This window comes from Pseudomonas sp. FP1154 (assembly GCF_030687245.1).
Classification (GTDB): Bacteria; Pseudomonadota; Gammaproteobacteria; order Pseudomonadales; family Pseudomonadaceae; genus Aquipseudomonas; species Aquipseudomonas rhizophila.
The window spans coordinates 5733492-5755569 of sequence record NZ_CP117465.1 but is presented as its reverse complement, the minus strand read 5'-3'; the positions used below and the strand labels follow the sequence as shown (position 1 = coordinate 5755569).

The following is a 22078-nucleotide window of genomic DNA, read 5'->3' as shown; positions in this document are numbered from 1 at the left end:
GCCATAAGCTGCGGTTCCTTGGAGAGGTCCGTCGAGAAATAGACCCGTCCTACAGCCAGTGGAAAAATAGCCTTCTTACTTGGCCCCTGCAAATACCGTCGATCAATCCGGCCAGCTCCAGGCCGGCGCATCCAGTATTCCCTGGCCGACGATCCCGGTCTGGCCCAGATCTTTCTCCAGCACGATGCAATTGCAGTCGTTGTCCTGCTGCAAGGCGGTGATCAAGCGCCGGGCATGGGAGACCACCCAGACCTGACAGTGCGCTGAAGCGCGGATGATCAACCGCGCCAGGGCCGGCAACAGGTCCGGGTGCAGGCTGGTTTCCGGTTCGTTGAGCACCATCAGCGAGGGTGGGCGCGGGGTGAGCAGTGCGGCTATCAGCAGCAGATAGCGCAGGGTCCCGTCGGAAAGTTCGGCAGCCGACAGCGGGCGCAGCAAGCCATGCTGATGAAACTCGATGCCGAAACGCCCGCCTTGCAGTTTCTCGATATGCAGCCGGGCACCGGGGAATGCGTCGCTGATGGACGAGTGCAGGGCTTGATCGTCGCCGATCTCAAGAATGGTTTGCAGGGCAGCGGCCAGGTCACGCCCGTCGTGGTGCAGCACCGGCGTGCGGGTGCCCAGTTGCGGCTGGCGCGCCGGGGCGTCGGCGTCGCTGCGAAAGTGGTCATAGAAGCGCCAGCGACGAATGAACTCGCGCATTTGCAGCACCTCCGGTGAGGTGCGCAGGCTGCCGACCTGGTCGAACAAGCTGTCAAAGGTGGGCGTGTACTGAGCCAGGACGTCCCAGGTGCGACCGTCCCGGGCACGGATCATGGGCCCGTTGCGATCCACCAGCAGGCTGGCGGGACGAAACACCGGGCCGGCCCAGATGCATTCGCGCTTGATTTCAGGGTCCAGCGAAAACGCGGACAAACTCGGTTCCGGCAGGCCGAGGGAAATCGAATAGCTGAAATCTTCCCCGGCAAAACCCAGGCGCAGACGTTTCGTGCTGAGCCGCACCGTAGCTCCGATGGGCACCTCGCCGTTGCGCATACGCCGGCTGATCACTTCCGGCCCGGCCCAGAAGGTCGAGTCCAGCCCGCCTTCGCGGGCCAGGGCGTTGACCACGCCACCCTGGGCGGTCTCCGCCAACAGGCGCAGGGCACGATACAGATTGGATTTGCCACTGCCGTTGGGGCCGGTGATCAGGTTCAGCCGGCCCAGGGGGATCACCAGTTTGTTGATCGAGCGGTAGTTGGCCACCGCCAGTGTCTTGAGCATGTGCAAATTTTTCCCGCTGCCGCAAAGGCACTAGTCTGCCTGATGGGTGTATCCATTGTGATCCTGTGGCAGGTGTTGAACCCTGTTCTAAGCTCACAGTCGTATCGTCACTGGTACGTCCGTACAACGCAAAGGAGTCTGCATGGCTGGTCCTCGAAGTAAAGTTCTGGTTGGCCTTGGCTTGTGTGTGGTGTTGGCCGGATGCGGTGATGAAAAAACCGAGGAAAAGGCCCTGCCGAGGGTTTTCGTGCAACAGGCCGTGCCCACCGAATATGCCGCCTCGGTGACCCTCACCGGTGACGTCCAGGCTCGGGTGCAGACCGATCTGTCGTTCCGCGTGGCCGGCAAGATCGTCGAGCGCAAGGTGGATGTCGGTGATCGGGTTTCGGCCCGACAGGTGCTCGCCCGGCTCGACCCCCAGGATCTGCAGACTCGTGTCGACTCCGCCCAGGCTCAGGTGGCTGCCGAACAGGCGCGGGTCAAGCAGAGTGCGGCGGCGTTCGTGCGCCAGCAAAAACTCTTGCCCAAGGGTTATACCAGCCAGAGCGAATATGACACGGCCCAGGCGCAACTGCGCAGCAGCCAGAGTGCGCTGACCGCTGCCCAGGCCCAGTTGGCCAACGCCCGCGAACAACTGAGCTATACCGCGCTGATCGCCGAGGCTCCGGGCATCATCACGGCACGGCAGGCGGAGGTCGGCCAGGTGGTACAGGCCACGGAGCCGATCTTCAGCCTGGCCCAGGACGGAGAGCGCGACGCCGTGTTCAATATCTACGAATCACTGTTGCGCGAACCGCCCTCGGATCCCGCCATCGTCATCAGCCTGCTGGACAACCCGGCCATCAAGACCACCGGTACGGTGCGCGAGATCACCCCGGCGGTTTCCGCTGAAACCGGCACCGTGCAGGTCAAGGTGACGCTCAGTGAGTTACCCGAAGGCATGCGCCTGGGTTCGGTGGTCAGTGCCACCGCCAAGTCTGCCGGCAAGACCGCCGTGGAACTGCCCTGGTCGGCGCTGACCAAGAACCTTCACGATCCGGCGGTGTGGCTGGTGGACGATGCAGGCAAGGCGCAGTTGCACAATGTCACCGTCGGCCGGTATCTCACCGGAAAGGTCATCATCAGCGACGGGCTCAAGGGGGGTGAGACCGTGGTCACCGCGGGTGGGCAATTGCTGCATCCCGGCGTGCGCGTAGAGATCGCTGAAAATACCCATGAGAAATCCCCGACGGGAGTCCAGCCATGAAGCGTTTATGGATGGTCTCGGCTGGCCTGTTGCTGGCGGCGTGCTCGAAGGAAGAGCCGCCACCTGAGCCGGTGCGCCCGGTGTTGTCCATCGAGGTTCGCGCGCTCGACCAGCAAGCCCTTGGGCGCTTCGCGGGCAGCATCCAGGCCCGTTACGAGACCAATGTGGGGTTCCGCGTGCCGGGACGGATCGCCAGCCGCAACGTCGATGTCGGCGCCGAAGTGAAGAAGGGTGATTTGCTCGCTACCCTCGACCCCACCGATCAACAGAACCAGTTGCGCGCCGCCCAGGGCGACCTGGCACGGATCGAGGCGCAGTACATCAATGCCCAGGCTAATGCCCGTCGCCAGCAGCAGTTGTTCGACCGTGGTGTCGGCGCGCAGGCGCAACTGGACATTGCCCAGACCGATCTGAAAACCACCGCGGCTTCCCTGGAACAGGCCCGTGCATCGGTGGAGCAGGCTCGCGACCAACTCAACTACAGCCAGTTGCACACCGACCACGATGCCGTCGTCACGGCCTGGAATGCCGAGGCCGGGCAGGTGGTCACTGCCGGCCAGCAAGTGGTGACCCTGGCGCGCCCGGACATCAAGGAAGCGGTGATCGACCTGCCGGCCGGCCTGGCTGAGCGCCTGCCCGCCGATGTCGTGTTCGAGGTTGCCGGGGAACTGGACCCGAGCATCCGCACGACCGCCACCGTGCGCGAGATCGAACCCCAGGCCCAAAGCGCCACCCGCACGCGCCGCGCACGGCTGACCCTGGGCGATACACCGCCAGGCTTTCGCCTGGGCACGGCCATCAGCGTGACCCTGAGCTCAACCATCGAGCCGCGCATCGAGCTGCCGCTCAGTGCCTTGCAAGAGGTTGATGGCACAACGCGGATCTGGCTTGTCGATCCGCAGAGTCAGACCGTTTCCCCCCGAGAGGTGAGGATTCTCAGCCGCTCCACCGACTCGGTGCTGGTGGCCAATGGCATCAAGCCCGGCGACCGTGTGGTCAGCGCCGGTGTGAACAGCCTCCAGCCGGGGCAGAAAGTGAAACTCGACGAGGACGCACGATGAAAGGGCCTTTCAACTTATCCGAATGGGCCCTGCGGCATCAGTCGTTTGTTTGGTACTTAATGTTCGTCGCCCTGTTGATGGGGGTGTTTTCCTACATGAACCTGGGGCGCGAAGAAGACCCCTCGTTCACCATCAAGACCATGGTCATCCAGACTCGTTGGCCTGGCGCGACCCAGGAGGAAACCCTCAAGCAGGTCACCGACCGCATCGAGAAAAAACTCGAAGAGCTTGACTCTCTCGACTATGTCAAAAGCTATACCCGACCAGGGGAGTCGACGGTGTTCGTGTACCTGCGCGATACCACCGACGCCGAGGAAATCCCCGGGATCTGGTATCAGGTTCGCAAGAAGATCGACGACATCCGTGGTGACTTCCCCCAGGGCCTGCAGGGCCCGGGATTCAACGACGAATTCGGCGATGTGTACGGGTCGGTCTATGCCTTCACCGGCGACGGGCTTTCGATGCGTCAGTTGCGCGATTATGTGGAGCAAGTGCGCGCCGAAATCCGTGAGGTACCGGGCCTGGGCAAGGTCGAGATGGTGGGCGAGCAGGATGAAGTCCTGTACCTGAATTTTTCGACCCGCAAGCTCGCCGCGCTGGGTATTGATCAGCGCCAGGTGGTGCAGAGCCTGCAATCCCAGAACGCTGTGACTCCCGCCGGGGTGATCGACGCCGGGCCGGAGCGGATTTCCGTACGCACTTCCGGGCAGTTCCAGTCGGAAAAGGACCTGGCCAACGTCAATCTGCGGCTCAATGATCGTTTTTATCGCCTGGCCGACATCGCTGACATCAGTCGCGGTTATGTCGACCCCGCGACCCCAATGTTTCGCTTCAATGGCACGCCGGCCATTGGCCTGGCCATTGCGATGAAGAAGGGCGGCAACATCCAGGAATTCGGCAAGGCACTGCACGCGCGCATGAACGAACTGACCGCCGATCTGCCAGTGGGCGTCGACGTGCATACCGTGTCGGACCAGGCCGAAGTGGTGGAGGAAGCGGTCGGCGGTTTCACCAGCGCGTTGTTCGAGGCGGTGATTATCGTGCTGGTGGTCAGCTTTATCAGCCTTGGCTTACGAGCCGGGCTGGTGGTGGCCTGCTCGATTCCGCTGGTATTGGCGATGGTCTTTGTGTTCATGGAATACAGCGGCATCACCATGCAGCGGATTTCCCTCGGTGCGCTGATCATCGCCCTCGGTCTGCTGGTGGACGACGCGATGATCACCGTGGAAATGATGGTCACGCGCCTGGAGAAAGGTGAAACCAAGGAGCAGGCCGCGACCTTCGCCTACACCTCAACGGCCTTCCCGATGCTCACCGGGACCCTGGTGACCGTGGCCGGGTTCGTGCCCATCGGCCTGAACGCCAGCTCCGCCGGCGAGTACACCTTTACCCTGTTTGCAGTCATTGCCGTGGCGATGCTGGTGTCGTGGATCGTCGCGGTGCTGTTCGCCCCGGTGATCGGCGTGCACATCCTCAGTACCCATGTGAAACCCCACAGCAACGAGCCAGGACGGATCGGCCGGGCTTTCAATGGCGGCTTGCTGTGGGCGATGCGCAATCGCTGGTGGGCCATTGGCATCACCGTGCTGCTGTTTGCGTTGTCGGTGTTTTGCATGCGTTTTGTGCAGAACCAGTTCTTCCCGTCTTCGGACCGCCCGGAAATTCTGGTGGACTTGAACCTGCCGCAGAACGCTTCGATGGACGAGACCCGCAAGGCGGTCGATCGCCTGGAGGCGACGCTCAAGGGCGACCCGGACATCGAGCGCTGGAGCACCTACATCGGTGAGGGCGCGATTCGTTTCTACCTGCCGCTGGACCAGCAGTTGCAGAATCCGTACTACGCGCAACTGGTGATCGTCAGCAAAGGCCTGGAATCGCGCACGGCCCTCACCGAACGCCTGCAAAAGCGTCTGCGCGAGGACTTCGTCGGCATTGGCAGCTACGTGCAGGCCCTGGAAATGGGCCCGCCGGTGGGGCGGCCGATCCAGTACCGGGTCAGCGGCAAGGACATCGACCAGGTGCGCAAGCACGCCATCGAACTTGCCAGCGAACTGGACAAGAACACCCACATTGGCGAAATCATTTATGACTGGAACGAGCCGGGCAAGGTGCTGCGTATCGACATTGCCCAAGACCGGGCGCGGCAACTGGGCTTGTCTTCGGAGGACGTGGCCAGGCTGATGAACAGTATCGTCAGCGGTTCGCCGGTGACCCAGGTCAATGACGACATATACCTGATCAACGTGGTCGGTCGTGCCGAAGACGCCGAGCGCGGTTCGCCGCAGACCCTGCAGAACTTGCAGATCGTCACGCCGAGCGGCACCTCCATTCCGCTGCTGGCGTTCGCCACAGTGCGCTATGAACTGGAACAACCCCTGGTGTGGCGTCGCGACCGCAAGCCCACCATTACCATCAAGGCCGCGGTGCGCGATGAAATCCAGCCCACCGATCTGGTGAAGCAACTGCAACCGGCCATCGATCAATTCGCTGCCGGTCTGCCGGCGGGCTACAAGGTCGCCACCGGGGGGACGGTGGAAGAAAGCAGCAAAGCCCAAGGGCCGATCGCCAGCGTCGTGCCGCTGATGCTGTTTTTGATGGCGACCTTCCTGATGATCCAGCTGCACAGTGTGCAGAAGATGTTCCTGGTGGCCAGCGTCGCGCCCCTTGGGTTGATCGGCGTGGTGCTGGCGCTGGTGCCGACGGGCACGCCCATGGGTTTTGTGGCGATCCTCGGGATACTGGCACTGATCGGCATCATCATCCGCAACTCGGTGATCCTGGTGACCCAGATCGATGAGTATGAACGTGACGGGTACGAGCCCTGGGATGCGGTGGTGCAAGCCACCGAACATCGGCGTCGGCCGATTCTGCTCACCGCGGCCGCCGCGAGCCTGGGGATGATCCCGATTGCCCGGGAAGTGTTCTGGGGGCCGATGGCCTACGCGATGATCGGCGGGATCATCATCGCCACCCTGCTGACGTTGTTGTTCCTGCCGGCGCTGTATGTGGCCTGGTACAAGATTCGCGAGCCCAAGCGCGACTGAACAGGCGTTGAATCATTGGGGCTGCGGTGCAGCCCCATCGCGAGCAGGCTCGCTCCCACATTGGATCTCGGTTGTACACCACGTGTGGCCGCTGAGATCTACTGTGGGAGCGAGCCTGCTCGCGATGCGGGTGCCTCATCACCTCTATTTACGCAACAACCGCAACCCATTGAACACCACCAGCAAACTCACCCCCATGTCGGCAAACACCGCCATCCACATGGTGGCAAACCCGGCAAAGGTGAATCCCAGAAAGATCGCCTTGATGACCAGCGCCAAAGCGATGTTCTGTTTCAGGATGCTCGAAGTCTGCCGCGACAGGCGGATGAACGCCGGGATCTTGCGCAAGTCATCGTCCATCAGGGCGACATCGGCGGTCTCAATGGCGGTGTCGGTGCCCGCCGCCGCCATGGCGAAGCCGATCTCCGAGCGCGCCAGGGCAGGGGCGTCGTTGATGCCGTCGCCCACCATGCCGACCCGGTGACCCAAGGCATACAGATCCTCGATGGCTTGCAGTTTGTCGCCTGGCAACAGATCGCCTCGCGCCTGATCCATGCCCACCTGTGCGGCAATCGCCTCGGCGGTATGAGCGTTGTCGCCGGTGAGCATCAGGGTCTTGATGCCCAGCTCATGCAACTGCTGGATGGCTTCGCGGCTGGAGTCCTTCACCGTGTCGGCGACGGCAAACAGCGCCAAGGGGCCTGAGTGGTCGAGCAACAGCACCACGGACTTGCCTTGTTTTTCCAGGGCGAAGAGCTTCTCTTCCAGCTCGGCAGAGCACAGGCCCAGGTCTTCCACCAGACGGTGATTGCCCAAATGATAGGTCTGGCCGTTGATATCGCCGCGCACCCCGCGTCCCGGCAGCGCTGCAAAGTTATCCACAGCGTGCGGCGCCTGCTGTTTATCCACAGCTGCGTTGGCGATTGCGTGGGAGACCGGATGGTCGGAACGGGCGGCAAGACTGGCGGCCAAAGCGGGTGCCGTCGCTTCCACTGTCGGGTCGAGTGGAACGTAGTCGGTCTGCACCGGCTTGCCATGGGTGATCGTGCCGGTCTTGTCCAGGGCCAGATAGTCGAGCTTGTGGCCGCCCTCCAGATACACGCCGCCCTTGATCAGAATGCCTTTGCGCGCCGCTGCGGCGAGGCCGCTGACAATGGTCACCGGGGTGGAAATCACCAGCGCACACGGACAGGCCACCACCAGTAACACCAGCGCCCGGTAGATCCAGTCGAACCAGATCGCCCCCATGAACAGCGGCGGGATCACCGCCACGGCCAACGCCAGGGCGAACACCGCCGGGGTGTAGATTTTCGAGAACTGATCGACGAAGCGCTGGGTCGGAGCGCGGGAGCCCTGGGCCTGCTCCACGGCGTGGATGATTCGCGCCAGGGTGGAGTGGTCGGCTGCGGCGGTCACGGTGTACTCCAGTTCACCGGCCTGGTTGATGGTGCCGGCGAAAACCTTGTCGCCCACGGTTTTTTCCACCGGCAGGCTCTCGCCGGTAATGGGCGCCTGATCGATGGTAGAGCGACCGGCGACGATGTCCCCATCCAGACCCACCCGTTCGCCTGGACGAACCCGCACCCGTGCACCGAGGTTGATGGCCTTGACCGCTTGCACCTGCCAGGTGCCATCGGCCTGTTGCACGGTGGCCTGTTCCGGGGCCATCTGCATCAGGCCGCTGATGGCGTTGCGCGCCCGGTCCAGGGACTTGGCCTCGATCAATTCAGCCACCGTGAACAGGAACATCACCATCGCCGCTTCCGGCCATTGGCCGATCAGCACCGCACCGGTCACCGCGATGCTCATCAGTGCATTGATGTTCAGGTTGCGGTTTTTCAGAGCGATCCAGCCCTTCTTGTAGGTACCGAGACCGCCGCTGAGGATCGACACCAACGCCATTAGCGCGACCACCCACTCCGGCGCGGCGCTGGTGAAGTGGATCACCTCGGCACCCAGTGCGGTGACACCCGACAGCGCCAGCGGCCACCAGGGCTTGGCCGGGGCGGGCAATTCGCTGGTTTCTTTTTCCTGGCCCGGGGCCAACGGCTCGGCCTGCATGCCCAGGGACTGGATCGCATCAATGATCGGCGAGTCGTTGGGCAAGTCGTGAGTCACGCCCAGCACGCGATTGATCAGGTTGAATTCCAGTTGTTGCACGCCTGCAAGTTTGCCGAGCTTGTTCTGGATCAGCGTCTGTTCGGTGGGGCAGTCCATGGCCTGGATGCGAAAACTGCTCAGCCGAGCGCCGTCCGTCGGGGCCTTGCCGAGCTTGACCACCGACGGTGCCGCTTTGGCTGAGCAGCAGGAATGCCCGTGGTCATGGCCGTGGTCGGGCTTGTGGGTATGAATGGAATCGCTCATCGGGTTACGTCCGTGAAAAGTGCCTGTTGCACAGTAAAGACCCTGTAGCCACTATAGGGTCAAGCACCTGTTTTGGAGGTAACGCCATGAAGATCGGCGAACTGGCAAAAATCACCGACTGCCAGGTCGAAACCATTCGCTACTACGAGCGCGAAGGCTTGCTGCCGGAGCCGGCCCGCAGCGATGGTAATTATCGGGTCTACACCCAGGCTCATGCCGAGCGGCTGACGTTCATCCGCAACTGCCGCACCCTGGACATGACCCTGGAAGAAATCCGCAGCCTCCTGGCCCTGCGCGACAGCCCTCAGGACCAGTGCGAAAACGTCAACGCGCTGATCGACGAACACATCCACCACGTCAAGGCGCGCATCGACGGTCTGCTGGCCTTGCAGGCACAACTGATCGACCTGCGCCATCGTTGTGGCGAAGGGCCGGACCTGGATCAATGCGGGATTTTGCAGCGGCTGGAAGTGAGTGGCGCGGTGGCGCCGGAGGTGGAGCATTCACATGTGGGCAGGAGTCATGGGCATTGAGTCCTTGCCGTCAATCTCCAACACACTGAGCTCTGTGTGGGAGCGAGCTTGCTCGCGATAGCGGCTTAACAGTCAACATCTATGTTGAATGTAATGGCCTCATCGCGAGCAGGCTCGCTCCCACAGGGGGAGAGGTGGTGTGGTTTAGACCGCCATCGGCGCCGTCATCGGCGCGTGGTGCTGGTAGCCCTCGAGGGAGAAGTCGCTCGGCTCTACTAGCTCCAGCCACTCAGGCTGGTACACACCGGTCTTGGCGAACTCCGGCACGCGCTCGGAAATCACCAGTTTGGGCATCGGGAACGGCTCGCGCTTGAGCTGCTCGTTGAGCATGTCCAGGTGGTTTTCGTAGACGTGGGCGTCGCCGATGAAATAGGTGAACCAGCGTGGCGTGTAGCCGGTCAGGCGACCGATCAGGCTCAGCAGCGCGGCGCCTTCGGTGAGGTTGAACGGCGTGCCCAGGCCCAGGTCGTTGGAACGGATGTAGAGGGTCAGGGAGATTTCCTTGGTCTCGACATTCGGGTGGAACTGGTAGAGCAAATGGCAGGGCGGCAGGGCCATTTCATCGAGCTGGGCGCAGTTCCAGCCGTGGAACAGGATCCGCCGGCTGCCCGGGTCCTTGATGATGGTGTCGACGCACTGGCGCACCTGATCGATGGCTTTGTACAGCACCACGTAGGCCTGACCGTTTTCTTCGCCTTCGGCGATCTGCCGGTAACCCTGGGCCAGGGTCTGTTCGATGGCGGCCGGGTTGCTCAACGGGATCTGCTTGTAGGCTGGCCACTTGCGCCATTGCACACCATAGATCTCACCCAGGTCGTCTTCGCCCTGGCGAAACGGGTTGGCCAGCCATTGGGCGTTTTCGTTGGCGTTCTGATCCCAGACCTTGCAGCCCAGGGCACGGAATTCGGCGGCGTTGTTGACCCCACGGAGGAAACCGCACATCTCACCGATGGCTGACTTGAAGGCCATTTTGCGCGTGGTGATGGCCGGGAATCCGTCCTTCAGGTCATAGCGCAACATGGCGCCGGGAAAGCTGATGGTGTTTACACCCGTGCGGTTGGCTTGCTTGGTGCCGTTCTTGATGACGTGGGCCACCAGATCGAGATATTGCTTCATGGGTTACCTGTGTCCTTGAACCCGGGGCCAGCGCCCCGGGGTTCGAATTTAAATCTTGGCCGCCGCAGCCGGCGCACGATGATAGGCCAGCCAGATCAGCGCCAGGCCACCAATGATCATTGGCAGGCACAGCAACTGGCCCATGGTCAGCCAGTTCCACGCCAGATAGCCGAGTTGGGCGTCTGGTACGCGGACGAATTCAACGATGAAACGGAAGATCCCGTAGAACAGCGCGAACATGCCCGACACGGCCATGGTCGGCCGTGGATTGCGCGAGAACAGCCACAGGATGGCAAACAGTGCCACGCCTTCGAGCGCGAACTGGTACAGCTGCGAAGGATGACGGGGCAGCTGCGCCGGGTCGCTGAACGGCGGGAAGACCATCGCCCATGGCACGTCGGTGGCCTTGCCCCACAATTCGGCGTTGATGAAGTTGCCGATGCGCCCGGCCCCCAGGCCAATCGGCACCATTGGCGCGACGAAGTCCATCAGCTCGAAAAACGACTTGTTGTTGCGTTTACCGAACCACAGCGCTGCCAGCATCACGCCGATGAACCCGCCGTGGAACGACATGCCGCCCTTCCAGACTTCGAAGATCAGCGTCGGATTGGCCAGGTACGCGCTCAGGTCGTAGAACAAGACGTAACCCAGGCGTCCGCCAACGATCACGCCCATGGATAGCCAGAACACCAGGTCCGAGAGCTTTTCCTTGTTCCAGGTTGGATCGAAGCGGTTGAGCCGGCGCGACGCCAGCAGCCAGGCGCCGCCGATGCCGATCAGGTACATCAGGCCGTACCAGTGGATTTTCAGCGGGCCGATGGCCAGGGCCACCGGATCGATCTGCGGGTAAGGCAGCATTGATATTCCTCGTAAACGTCAAAAATATCCGGGCGACGCTGCCACCTCGGGATTAAGCCAGGATTGCGTCAGAGCAGAAAACTCAAGCCCACGCTGAACAGCAAAGCGGCGAACAGCCGTTTGAGCAAGCGCGGTGACAGGCGATGGGCCAGTCGCGCGCCGAAGCGGGCGAAGACCATGCTCGTCAGGGCAATGCCCAGTAGCGCCGGCAAATAAACAAAACCGAGACTATGAGCCGGCAGCCGCGGCTCTTGCCAGCCCAGAATCATGAAACTTAATGCACTGACCAGGGCAATCGGCAAACCGCAGGCCGATGACGTCGCCACCGCCTGTTGCATCGGCACGCTGCGCCAGGTCAGGAACGGCACGGTCAGCGAGCCGCCGCCGATGCCGAAAATCGCCGAGGCCCAGCCGATCACCGTCCCCGCCACCGTCAACCCGACCTTGCCCGGAACTGTGCGGCTGGCCTTGGGCCTCAAGTCCAGGCCCAGTTGTACGGCGACAATCAGGGCGAACACGCCGATGATTTTTTGCAGGTTCGGACCGGAAATCGCTTCGGCAGTGACGGCTCCGAAACCGGCACCGATCAGGATTCCAACGGTCATCCAGGCAAAAATCGGCCAGCGCACCGCGCCTTTGCGCTGATGCTCGCGCACGGCATTGACCGAAGTGAAGATGATCGATGCCAGGGACGTGCCGACCGCCAGGTGCGTCAACACCAGTGGGTCGAAGCCCTGCAAGGTAAAACTGAATACCAGCACCGGGACGATGATGATCCCGCCACCCACGCCGAACAGTCCGGCCAGCACGCCGGCACAGGCGCCGAGCAGCAGATAGAGCACAAATTCCACCAGCGTCCCTCGCCCATCCTAGAAACAAGAGCGGCATGGTAACGGATCCATGGCCTTGGGCTCCACTCAAGGCGATGGATGCCGGGGCGATGTCTGGGTAGAGTGAAACCCACAACAGCTGTGCTCGGCTTTATTTTTAATGGGACTATCTGATGTGCCTGATCGTATTTGCCTGGCGCCCCGGCCACGCCCGGCCGCTGATCGTGGCGGCCAACCGCGATGAGTTCTACGCGCGCCCGACCTTGCCCCTGGGGCAATGGCCTGACGCCCCTGATGTCCATGCCGGCCGCGATCTGGAAGCCGGGGGGACCTGGCTTGGCGTCGGCGCCGATGGCCGCTTCGCTGCCCTGACCAACATTCGCGACCCGGCCCAGCCGCCCGGCTTCAAGTCCCGTGGTGAACTGGTGGCGCGATTTTTGAGCGGAAATCTTTCAATTGCCGATTATATTTGAGCGAAGTGGTGCCCCGTGCCGGTGAGTACGGCGGGTTCAACTTGCTGTTGGGCGATGGCACCGAACTGTGGCACCACAATGCCCGCGATGCCCGGCCACAGCGACTGGCCGAGGGTGTCTACGGTTTGTCGAACGCCGGGCTGAACACGCCATGGCCCAAGCTGCTCAAGGCCCGGGCGGCGCTGGTCGAGGTACTGGACGACCCGCAGCCCCAGGCCTTGTTGGCGCTGCTGAACGACCCGCAGCCGGCCCCGGTAGCCGAACTGCCGGACACCGGCGTAGGGCTGGCGACCGAGACACTGTTGTCGAGTGTGTTCATCGCCAGCCCTGCTTACGGGACGCGAGCGAGTACGGCGCTGATTGTCCATGCCGATGGGACGCGGCATCTGGTCGAGCGCAGTTATGGGCCGCTTGGGGGGGCATTTGGGGGAGGTGGAGTTTAAGGTTTGATTTTGTGCTGTCATTTCTGGCCCCATCGCGAGCAGGCTCGCTCCCACAGTAGATCTTCAGTGAACACAAACGTTGTGAACAACCGAGATCCCCTGTGGGAGCGAGCCTGCTCGCGATGAGGTCGCTAAAGATTCAGAGCGTCTTGTTCGAAGCCGGATTGATCATCCGCGCCAACCCAAGGTTCTTCAGCGCCAGTTGCAAGGAGCTGTGGATCACCTGCGGATTATCGATCGTCATCACTTCGGCCAGCAGTTCCTGGGCCTTGCTGAGGTTGATCTGACGCAGCATCCATTTCACTTTCGGCAGGTTGGTGGCGTTCATCGACAGGCTGTCAAAGCCCATCGCCATCAGCAGCACCGCCGCCGCCGGGTCCCCGGCCATTTCACCGCAGATGCTCACTGGCTTGCCTTCGGCATGGGCGTCGCGGACCACATTCTGCAGGGCTTGCAGCACCGCTGGGTGCAGATAGTCGTACAGGTCGGCGACCCGCGGGTTGTTGCGGTCCACGGCCAGCAAATACTGGGTCAGGTCGTTGGAGCCGACCGACAGGAAGTCAACCTGGCGCGCCAGTTCCTTGGTCTGGTACACCGCCGCCGGAATCTCGATCATCACCCCCACCGGCGGCATCGGCACGTCGGTGCCTTCATCGCGCACTTCGCCCCACGCCCGGTGGATCAGGTGCAAGGCTTCTTCCAGCTCATGGGTGCCGGAAATCATCGGCAACAGGATGCGCAGGTTGTTCAGACCCTCGCTGGCCTTGAGCATGGCGCGGGCCTGGACCAGGAAGATTTCCGGATGGTCGAGCGTCACGCGTATCCCGCGCCAGCCAAGGAAGGGGTTGTCTTCCTTGATGGGGAAGTAGGACAGGGATTTGTCCCCGCCGATGTCCAGGCTGCGCATGGTCACCGGTTGCGGATGGAAAGCGGCCAACTGTTCGCGATAGATCGCCAGCTGTTCCTTTTCGCTGGGGAAGCGCTGGTTGATCATGAAGGGCACTTCGGTGCGGTACAGGCCCACACCCTCGGCGCCGCGTTTCTGCGCCCGGGCCACGTCGGCCAGCAGGCCGGTGTTGACCCACAGCGGCATGCGGTGGCCGTCGAGCGTCACGCAAGGCAGGTCCCGCAGCGCATCCAGGCCCAGGGACAGTTGCTTTTCTTCCTCCACCACATCGGCAAACTGCTTGCGCAGCAATTCGGTGGGGTTGGTGTAGACCTCGCCGTGGTAGCCATCGACGATCATCTGGATGCCGTCGACCTTTGAATACGGTAGGTCCACCACGCCCATGACCGTCGGAATGCCCATGGCGCGGGCCAGGATCGCGACGTGGGAGTTGCCCGAACCCAATACCGAGACCAGCCCCGCGAGCTTGCCTTCAGGCACCTCGCCGAGCATGGCCGGGGTCAGTTCTTCGCTGATCAGGATGGTGTTATCGGGATAGACCAGGGTCTGCTGGCGTTCCTGTTGCAAGTAGGCCAGCAGCCGGCGGCCGAGGTCCTTGACGTCGGAGGCACGCTCGCGCAGGTAGGCGTCGTCCATCAGTTCGAAACGGTTTGACGTGGTCGGTCACCACCTGGCGCAACGCACCCTGGGCCCACTGGCCGGTCTTGATGACTGTGGTGACCTCGCTGCCCAGGGAGGCGTCGTCGAGCATCATCAGGTAAACGTCGAACAGCGCGCGCTCTTCGGGGCGCAGCTGCGTCGCCAGTTTCGCCGACAGGGCGCGCATGTCGGCCCGTACGCCCTCGATGGCCGTCTTGAACAGGCCCAATTCGGCGGGGATGTCGACGATGGTCTTGTCCGGCACTACGTCGAGGTCGGCGGGCGGCAACATGACCACCGCCGTACCCACTGCCGCGCCGGGGTGAACCTGGCACGCCGACGAACTTGGCTTCCTGGATGCCCTTGCCCTGGCGGCCCAGGCCGCTGATCGACCCGGTGGCTTCGGCGTGGGCGATAACCCCGGCCAATTGCGCGCTCATGGTCACGAGGAAGGCTTCTTCACCTTCGTCGAACTGGCGACGCTCCTTCTGCTGGATGACCAACACGCCGACGACACGGCGGTGGTGGATGATCGGCGCCCCGAGGAACGAGGCGTAGCGTTCTTCGCCGGTCTCGGCAAAATAACGATAGCGCGGGTGATCCGCGGCATTTTCGAGGTTCAGCGGTTCTTCGCGCGTGCCGACCAAGCCGACCAGACCTTCATTGGGCGCCATGCTGACCTTGCCGATCGAGCGCTTGTTCAAGCCCTCGGTGGCCATCAGCACAAAACGGTTGGTCTCGGGGTCCAGCAGATAGACCGAGCAGACTTGGCTGCCCATGGCCTCTTTGACGCGCAATACAATAATCCCCAACGCCGCCTTGAGATCCTTGGCGGAGTTAACTTCCTGGACGATCTTGCGCAGCGTATTGAGCATGGCTCGGGGTCGAACTCCGTCGTCAGTCGCGCGTCAGCAGGCGCGGGGCAAGCTCTTTGAGGGCGCGTCGGTATACCTCGCGCTTGAATGTCACCACCTGGCCCAACGGATACCAATAGCTGACCCAGCGCCAGCCATCGAACTCCGGTTTACCGGTCAAATCCATCCGCACCCGCTGCTCGTTGGAGATCAGGCGCAGGAGAAACCATTTCTGCTTCTGGCCGATGCACAGCGGTTGGCTATGCGTTCTGACCAGGCGTTGCGGCAAACGATAGCGCAACCAGCCCCGGGTGCAGGCGAGTATTTCGACATCTTCTCGCTCAAGCCCCACTTCTTCGTTCAACTCGCGGTACAAGGCCTCTTCGGGCGTCTCCTGAGGGTTGATCCCACCCTGGGGAAACTGCCAGGCGTCTTGATTGATACGGCGAGCCCATAGCACCTGCCCTGCATCATTCGTAAGAATGATCCCCACATTGGGTCGGAAACCATCGGGATCGATCACGGCAACAACCTCGCAAACGCATGTCGCCGCATTGTTCCACAAAGGTTGTGAAAGCAGCAACGAGCCTTCCTACCTTATGTGCACTCTTGTGAAAAGTCCGTATTCTGGACGCCTTTCTTCAGATTCTTCAGCGAGTAACTGCAATGCGGCTGGCTTTATTCGACTTGGACAACACCTTGCTGGGCGGCGACAGTGACCACGCCTGGGGCGATTACCTGTGTGAGCGCGGTTTCCTCGACGCCGTTACGTACAAGGCGCGCAATGACGAGTTCTATCAGGATTACCTGGCCGGCAAGCTCGACAACGCCGAGTACCTGAATTTTTGCCTGGAAATCCTTGGCCGCACGGAGATGGAGGTGCTGGCACAGTGGCATCTGGACTACATGCGCGACTGCATCGAACCGATTGTGTTGCCCCAGGCGATCGAGCTGTTGAGTAAACACCGTGAGGCCGGCGACAAGCTGGTGATCATCACCGCCACCAATCGCTTCGTCACCGGACCGATCGCCGAGCGCCTGGGAGTCGAAACCCTGATCGCCACCGAGTGCGAAATGATCGACGGGCGCTACAGCGGGCGCAGTACCGACATTCCGTGTTTTCGTGAGGGCAAGGTGATGCGGCTCAATCGTTGGCTGGAGGAGACCGGGTATTCGCTGGACGGCAGTTACTTTTATAGCGACTCGATGAATGACCTGTCGCTGCTGGAAGTGGTGACCCATCCGGTGGCCGTGGATCCGGACCCGAACCTCAGGGCCGAAGCCCAGAAGCGGGGTTGGCCGGTGATTTCGTTGCGTGGCTGAAATCGTCATCGCGAGCAAGCTCGCTCCCACAGAGGTTGCGTGATCCACACAAATTCCCTGTGGGAGCGAGCTTGCTCGCGATGAAAGCGCCGCGGCCCAAGCCTTAAACCGGCTTGGCCCCCATCAACCCCGCAATGGCGACAAAGCAGACAAAACTGAACAGCGCCAAGGCAAAGGTAAACTTCCCGCTCCCTCCCGGCGCCTTGCGCAGTTTGTTCAACCGCACCAACAGCCAGAACCCCGCCAGCGCCGCCACGGTGTAGAGCACACTGGAAGCCAGCAACCAGGTCTGCCCCAGTGGCCAGCCGATCTGATGCACCATCCACCACCCCGTGAATGGCAAGCTCACCAGCGCCAGGGCCATCACCAGCCAGACAAACACCCGCGGGCGTTGCAATGTGCGCGCGGCCGCCGTGGCATCGCCGTTGCGGCGCGTCCTCCAGACCCAGATGGCCAGCCCCAAGGCGCCCGCCAAGAGCAATACTGTGGCGACGACATGGGCGATCTTCAGCGCGGTTAACGTTTCCATCGTTGGATTTCCTTGAGTCTTGCCGGGCAGTCTAGCTCTGCTTTAGCCCAGGAACAGCTGATACGCCGGGTTATCGCTTTCATCCCAGTACGGATAGCCGATTTCTTCCAGGGCTGCCGGTACCAGATGACGTTCATCGTGCGGTACTTGCAGGCCCGCAACCACACGACCATCCGCCGCACCATGGTTGCGGTAGTGGAACATCGAGATATTCCAGCGTCCGCCCAGCTTGTTGAGGAAGTTGAACAGCGCCCCCGGACGTTCCGGGAATTCGAAGCGCAGCACGACCTCGTCGATGACGTGGGCCGCATGCCCGCCCACCATGTGGCGAATGTGCAGTTTGGCCAGTTCGTTGTCGGTCAGGTCCACCACCGGGAAGCCTTGCTCGGTCAGGCTGGCGATCAGCGCGCTGCGCGGGTCGTTTTCCGGGTGCGTCTGCACGCCCACGAAGATGTGCGCTTCGCTGCCCGTGTTGTAGCGATAGTTGAATTCGGTGATCTGGCGCTTGCCGACGGCTTCGCAGAAGGCCTTGAAGCTGCCTGGCTTCTCGGGAATGGTCACTGCGATGATCGCCTCGCGGCCTTCGCCCAGCTCGGCACGCTCGGCCACGTGACGCAGACGGTCGAAATTGACGTTGGCGCCGGAGTCGATGGCCACCAGGGTCTGCCCGCTGACGCCGCGCGATTCCACATACTTCTTGATCCCGGCCACGCCCAAGGCGCCGGCAGGTTCGGTGATCGAGCGGGTATCGTCGTAGATATCCTTGATGGCCGCACAGATCTCGTCGGTACTGACGGTGATGACTTCATCCACGTAGTGCTTGCAGATGTCGAACGTGTGCTGGCCGATCTGCGCCACGGCAACGCCGTCGGCAAAGAGCCCCACGGTCGGCAGCACCACTCGCTCGCCAGCAGCCAGGGCGGCTTGCAGGCAATTGGAATCGTCCGGCTCGAGCCGATCACCTTGATGTCAGGCCGCAGGTATTTCACGTAGGCCGCGATCGCGATCCGGCGATCAGCCCGCCGCCGCCCACCGGGACGAAAATCGCATCCAGACGCCCCGGATGTTGGCGCGCAGGATCTCCATCGCCACCGTGCCCTGCCCGGCAATGTGTGTGGGGATCGTCATAGGGGTGAATGTAGACGTAGCCCTTTTCGTCGACCAGTTTCAGCGAATAGGCCAGGGCTTCGGGGAACGAATCACGTGCAACACCACTTTGCCGCCTCGGGAACGTACGCCTTCGACTTTGATTTCCGGAGTGGTCTTGGGCATCACGATGGTGGCTTTGACGCCCAGCACCTTGGCCGCCAGGGCCAGGCCCTGGGCGTGGTTGCCCGCCGAAGCCGTGACCACGCCGCGTGCGCGCTCTTCGTCGCTGAGCTGGGTCAGCTTGTTGTAGGCGCCGCGAATCTTGAACGAGAACACCGGCTGCAAGTCTTCGCGCTTGAGCCAGATGTTGTTGCCCAGCCGCTCGGAGAGCTGGCGGGCAGTCTGCAATGGGGTTTCCACGGCAACGTCGTAAACGCGCGAGGTGAGGATCTTTTTGACGTACTGTTCAAGCATCGGAAAGCATCACTGAGCGGGTTGGGCAGGGCCAAGGAGTCTAACCCGGCTTTTGGCTGGGCGACCACACGAATCCCAAGGTTTTGTTGGGTTATACTCGCGTCCCTCTTTACTCCCCGTCCGCTTTCGGAGCCCGCATGACCCAGGATCAACTCAAACAGGCCGTGGCCCAGGCCGCTGTCGACCTCATCCTCCCGAAACTGGATGACAAGAGCATCGTTGGGGTCGGCACCGGCTCGACGGCCAATTGCTTCATCGACGCACTGGCGCAGCACAAAGGTGCGTTCGACGGCGCGGTCGCCAGCTCCGAAGCCACCGCCGCGCGCCTGAAGGGCCACGGGATTCCGGTCTATGAGCTCAATACCGTGAGCGACCTGGAGTTCTATATCGACGGCGCCGATGAAAGCGACGCGCACCTGAACCTGATCAAGGGCGGCGGCGCGGCCCTGACCCGCGAGAAGATTGTCGCGGCCGTGGCCAAGACCTTCATCTGCATCGCCGACGCCAGCAAACTGGTGCCAGTCCTCGGCGCGTTCCCGCTGCCGGTGGAAGTCATTCCGATGGCCCGCAGCCATGTGGCCCGCCAACTGGTGAAACTGGGCGGTGACCCGGTGTACCGCGAAGGCGTGCTGACCGATAACGGCAACATCATCCTGGATGTCCATAACCTGCAGATCACCAACCCGGTGGAACTGGAAAGCCAGATCAACGCCATCGTCGGTGTGGTCACCAATGGCTTGTTCGCGGCTCGCCCGGCGGATGTTTTGTTGCTGGGGACGCCTGAAGGGGTGAAGACCCTGCGGGCTGAGTAAGCCGGCCAGATAACCTGCTCTTTCAGTGATTCAGTCCCTGTGGGAGCGAGCCTGCTCGCGATAGCGGTCTACCCGACACATCCATGTTGGCTGACGCACCGCCATCGCGAGCAGGCTCGCTCCCACATCAGGTTTTTTGGGGATCAAGGCTGCGGTTTCTTGAAGACGTAGAACAGGTTCGGTTCGCTCACCACATACAAGTTGCCATCATCGTCCATGGCAACGCCCTCGGCCTGAGGGACGGTTTTTTGCAGCCCTTGACGGCCCTTGCTCAACGACAGCGTGCTCAACGGGCGGCCGTCGATGTCCAGCTCGATAATCAATCGCGACTCATCGGACAGCGCCAGTAAATGGCCGCTGCGCTCGTCGTATTGCAGGCTAGAAAGATCGCGTACGAACAGTCCGGCATCGCGCTTGGGGTTGTTGATTACATGGACAGCGTAGGATTTGTCCGGTTTGTGATGGGGAAAGCCCCGCACTTCATAAATCAGCATCGGATCGCGCTCCTTGGCCACGAACAACCGTTTGCCCACTGAGTCGTAGGCCAACCCTTCAAACCCTTTGTTACCGTTCAGGTGCAGGCCAAGCGTCATTTGCTCTGCGTCGGCGCCGTCGAGGAATTGGGTATCGTCGTCCAAGTGAATCTTGATCAGCCGCTGCTGACGCTCGTCGGTGATGACGTAAATGTCCTCGCTGATGAACTCCACCGCCTCCGGGTCGCCGAAGCCAATCAGGGCGATGCGCCTAAGAATCTTGCCGTCCAATGACAGCTCGATCAGTTCGGCATTCTTGTTGGTAACGGTAAAGAGGCTCTTGCGGATCGGATCGTATGTCAGCGCCGAAACGTCATTGTCCAGGCCTTCAATCACCCGCGCCTCGACCGTCACCCGATAGTGGTCCAGGGCAATGGCCTGTTCGCTGGGGGGCTGCCAGAGGGCGTTGAGGTTGAACCAGGCGCGCTCGAACAGGCGCAGGTATTGAGCTGCTGCGATCAAAGCGATCAATACGGTCATTATCAGCAGCAGGATCAAGGGCTTCGGGCGGGCAAGTCGACGCATGTGGGTGGGCTCGGATGAGAACAGGTGGTTGGAAATACCACGGCTGCCTGAACTGAAGCTTAATGGCCGGATGCCACACCCTACGGCGAAGGATGAATTACCTTACAGAGTTGCGCTATCAGCGTTGTTTTTCGAAACGATAGAACAGGTTCGGCTCGCTGACCATGTACAGGTTGCCGGACTCATCGAGGGCTACGCCTTCTGCGCGGGGGATCGTATCTTTGATGCCGTTGAAACCGCCCAGCAAGGTCATGAAGCTGACCTGTTCCCCTGCATCCAGCTCCAGCAACAGATGGGAGTCGGCCGACAGCAGCAGCGAGTGCCCCGTGCGAGGATCGATCGCCAGCGCCGACAGGTTGCGCAGGTCCAGCTCATCGCTGGCATGGATCTGTTTATCGCCCTTGAGCAGTTGGCTGCCGTCGCTTTTCCAGGTAAACAACGCTGGCGGACGCTCTTCACCCAAGGTCAGTTGCTGGTTGCGTGGATCCCAGGCGATGCCTTCGAAGCCTTTGTTCTGGTTCTTGGACGGGCCGAGATCGTAGTGGGGGAAGTCCGTGCTGTTCAGTTCGCGAGTATCGGCATCGACCTGGATGATCGACAGCGTGTGTTTTCGTTCATCGGTAATGGCCATCAGGCCATTCTCCATGTAGGCCACGCCTTCAGGATTGCTCCAGCCCACCAACGGCATTTTGCGCAGCACGTCACCCTGCAGGGTGAGTTCCACCAGAAACGGATGCTTACCCATGATCGCGAACAGGGTTTTGGTCTGTGGGTTATAGGTCAGGTCGGACGCTTCATCCTCTTCCATTCCTGGCAGGACCTTGGCGTCAATCACGGCGTGGTAGTCCGGCAGCCAGATGCTTTCCTGGCGCTGGGCGGAGTTCTCGAAGCGTTCCGATGCCCAAAGCAGGGCCCGGTCATCCCAGTGCATGGTATACGCCAGCCAGTAAAAGGCCCCGGCTGCTAACAGCGACCAGGCATACCAGGGCAGCGAGAAGCGAGCGCGGCGGACGGGGCTGGAGGAGGGCCGAGCTAGAGGAGTGGCCATCAGGGGATGTGTTCCAGGTATTCGGGTTAGGAAAATGAATGGCTCAGACGCCGTATTCCCTGGAATTATCCGGATGGCATGTGAAAAAAATGGTAAATGGCGAGAGCCGTCCAT

The 22078-nt window shown here is 61.7% G+C and carries 15 protein-coding genes and 3 pseudogenes; 7 read left to right on the top strand and 11 right to left on the bottom strand.

Translation table 11 applies throughout. The annotated features are described in order from the left end of the window. Positions 1 to 102: 102 nt before the first annotated feature. Positions 103 to 1263, bottom strand: a complete 1161-nt coding sequence (locus tag PSH91_RS25775; RefSeq protein ID WP_047226804.1) for an AAA family ATPase — start codon at positions 1261 to 1263, stop codon at positions 103 to 105. A gap of 142 nt (positions 1264 to 1405) precedes the next feature. On the opposite strand from PSH91_RS25775, the gene PSH91_RS25770 reads away from it, so the two are divergent. From PSH91_RS25770 to PSH91_RS25760, 3 genes are read left to right on the top strand one after another with little or no spacing between them, the layout of a single operon-like run. Continuing rightward, a complete protein-coding gene (locus tag PSH91_RS25770) occupies positions 1406 to 2509 on the top strand; it encodes an efflux RND transporter periplasmic adaptor subunit (RefSeq protein ID WP_047226805.1) in 1104 nt (367 codons plus the stop codon). Next, positions 2506 to 3570: an efflux RND transporter periplasmic adaptor subunit gene (locus tag PSH91_RS25765; protein WP_107323104.1), complete on the top strand. Its 1065-nt coding sequence runs from the start codon at positions 2506 to 2508 to the stop codon at positions 3568 to 3570. Before PSH91_RS25770 ends, PSH91_RS25765 begins: the two co-directional genes overlap by 4 nt. Next, complete coding sequence (locus PSH91_RS25760; RefSeq protein WP_160894070.1) at positions 3567 to 6614, top strand: efflux RND transporter permease subunit; 3048 nt, start codon at positions 3567 to 3569, stop codon at positions 6612 to 6614. The genes PSH91_RS25765 and PSH91_RS25760 overlap by 4 nt, the downstream gene beginning before the upstream one ends. Before the next feature lie 144 nt (positions 6615 to 6758). Here PSH91_RS25760 and PSH91_RS25755 read toward each other — a convergent pair whose 3' ends face one another. Continuing rightward, a complete protein-coding gene (locus tag PSH91_RS25755) occupies positions 6759 to 8978 on the bottom strand; it encodes a heavy metal translocating P-type ATPase (protein WP_076383257.1) in 2220 nt (739 codons plus the stop codon). 86 nt (positions 8979 to 9064) lie between these two features. On the opposite strand from PSH91_RS25755, the gene cadR reads away from it, so the two are divergent. Next, positions 9065 to 9511, top strand: coding sequence for a Cd(II)/Pb(II)-responsive transcriptional regulator (gene cadR, locus PSH91_RS25750; protein WP_305466936.1), 447 nt, complete (start codon positions 9065 to 9067; stop codon positions 9509 to 9511). Positions 9512 to 9655: 144 nt separating this feature from the next. Here the strand turns inward: cadR and PSH91_RS25745 are convergent, their stop codons facing one another. The 3 genes from PSH91_RS25745 to PSH91_RS25735 form a co-directional block, all read right to left on the bottom strand. Beyond that, complete coding sequence (locus PSH91_RS25745; protein WP_047226810.1) at positions 9656 to 10627, bottom strand: thymidylate synthase; 972 nt, start codon at positions 10625 to 10627, stop codon at positions 9656 to 9658. A 48-nt stretch (positions 10628 to 10675) separates the two neighbouring features. Beyond that, positions 10676 to 11485: a prolipoprotein diacylglyceryl transferase gene (gene lgt, locus PSH91_RS25740; RefSeq protein ID WP_305466935.1), complete on the bottom strand. Its 810-nt coding sequence runs from the start codon at positions 11483 to 11485 to the stop codon at positions 10676 to 10678. 68 nt (positions 11486 to 11553) lie between these two features. Beyond that, the gene (locus PSH91_RS25735) at positions 11554 to 12336 is read right to left on the bottom strand and encodes a sulfite exporter TauE/SafE family protein (RefSeq protein ID WP_047226812.1); all 783 of its coding nucleotides are present in this window, start codon (positions 12334 to 12336) and stop codon (positions 11554 to 11556) included. Between the two features lie 152 nt (positions 12337 to 12488). Here PSH91_RS25735 and PSH91_RS25730 point away from each other — a divergent pair. Continuing rightward, positions 12489 to 13238, top strand: a pseudogene (locus PSH91_RS25730) (NRDE family protein). Between the two features lie 132 nt (positions 13239 to 13370). Here PSH91_RS25730 and ptsP read toward each other — a convergent pair. Next, a pseudogene (ptsP, locus tag PSH91_RS25725) lies at positions 13371 to 15652 on the bottom strand (phosphoenolpyruvate--protein phosphotransferase). 22 nt (positions 15653 to 15674) lie between these two features. After that, positions 15675 to 16154 (bottom strand): RNA pyrophosphohydrolase, encoded by a 480-nt coding sequence (locus PSH91_RS25720; protein WP_003186867.1) that lies wholly within the window; start codon positions 16152 to 16154, stop codon positions 15675 to 15677. A gap of 143 nt (positions 16155 to 16297) precedes the next feature. Here PSH91_RS25720 and PSH91_RS25715 point away from each other — a divergent pair, with 143 nt between their 5' ends. Next, positions 16298 to 16954, top strand: coding sequence for an HAD family phosphatase (locus PSH91_RS25715; RefSeq protein ID WP_288911605.1), 657 nt, complete (start codon positions 16298 to 16300; stop codon positions 16952 to 16954). A gap of 103 nt (positions 16955 to 17057) precedes the next feature. Here PSH91_RS25715 and PSH91_RS25710 read toward each other — a convergent pair whose 3' ends face one another. Then, positions 17058 to 17483, bottom strand: a complete 426-nt coding sequence (locus PSH91_RS25710; RefSeq protein WP_076383263.1) for a DUF2269 domain-containing protein — start codon at positions 17481 to 17483, stop codon at positions 17058 to 17060. A gap of 42 nt (positions 17484 to 17525) precedes the next feature. Beyond that, a pseudogene (gene ilvA / locus PSH91_RS25705) lies at positions 17526 to 19046 on the bottom strand (threonine ammonia-lyase, biosynthetic). 137 nt (positions 19047 to 19183) lie between these two features. On the opposite strand from ilvA, the gene rpiA reads away from it, so the two are divergent. Beyond that, positions 19184 to 19858 (top strand): ribose-5-phosphate isomerase RpiA, encoded by a 675-nt coding sequence (gene rpiA, locus PSH91_RS25700; protein ID WP_047226818.1) that lies wholly within the window; start codon positions 19184 to 19186, stop codon positions 19856 to 19858. A 143-nt stretch (positions 19859 to 20001) separates the two neighbouring features. Here the strand turns inward: rpiA and PSH91_RS25695 are convergent, their stop codons facing one another. Both PSH91_RS25695 and PSH91_RS25690 read right to left on the bottom strand, forming a co-directional pair. Continuing rightward, positions 20002 to 20916, bottom strand: a complete 915-nt coding sequence (locus PSH91_RS25695; protein ID WP_305466934.1) for an SdiA-regulated domain-containing protein — start codon at positions 20914 to 20916, stop codon at positions 20002 to 20004. A gap of 118 nt (positions 20917 to 21034) precedes the next feature. Then, positions 21035 to 21964 carry an SdiA-regulated domain-containing protein gene (locus PSH91_RS25690; RefSeq protein ID WP_305466933.1) on the bottom strand — a complete coding sequence of 310 codons (930 nt, stop codon included), beginning with the start codon at positions 21962 to 21964 and terminating at the stop codon, positions 21035 to 21037. Between the last annotated feature and the right edge of the window lie 114 nt (positions 21965 to 22078).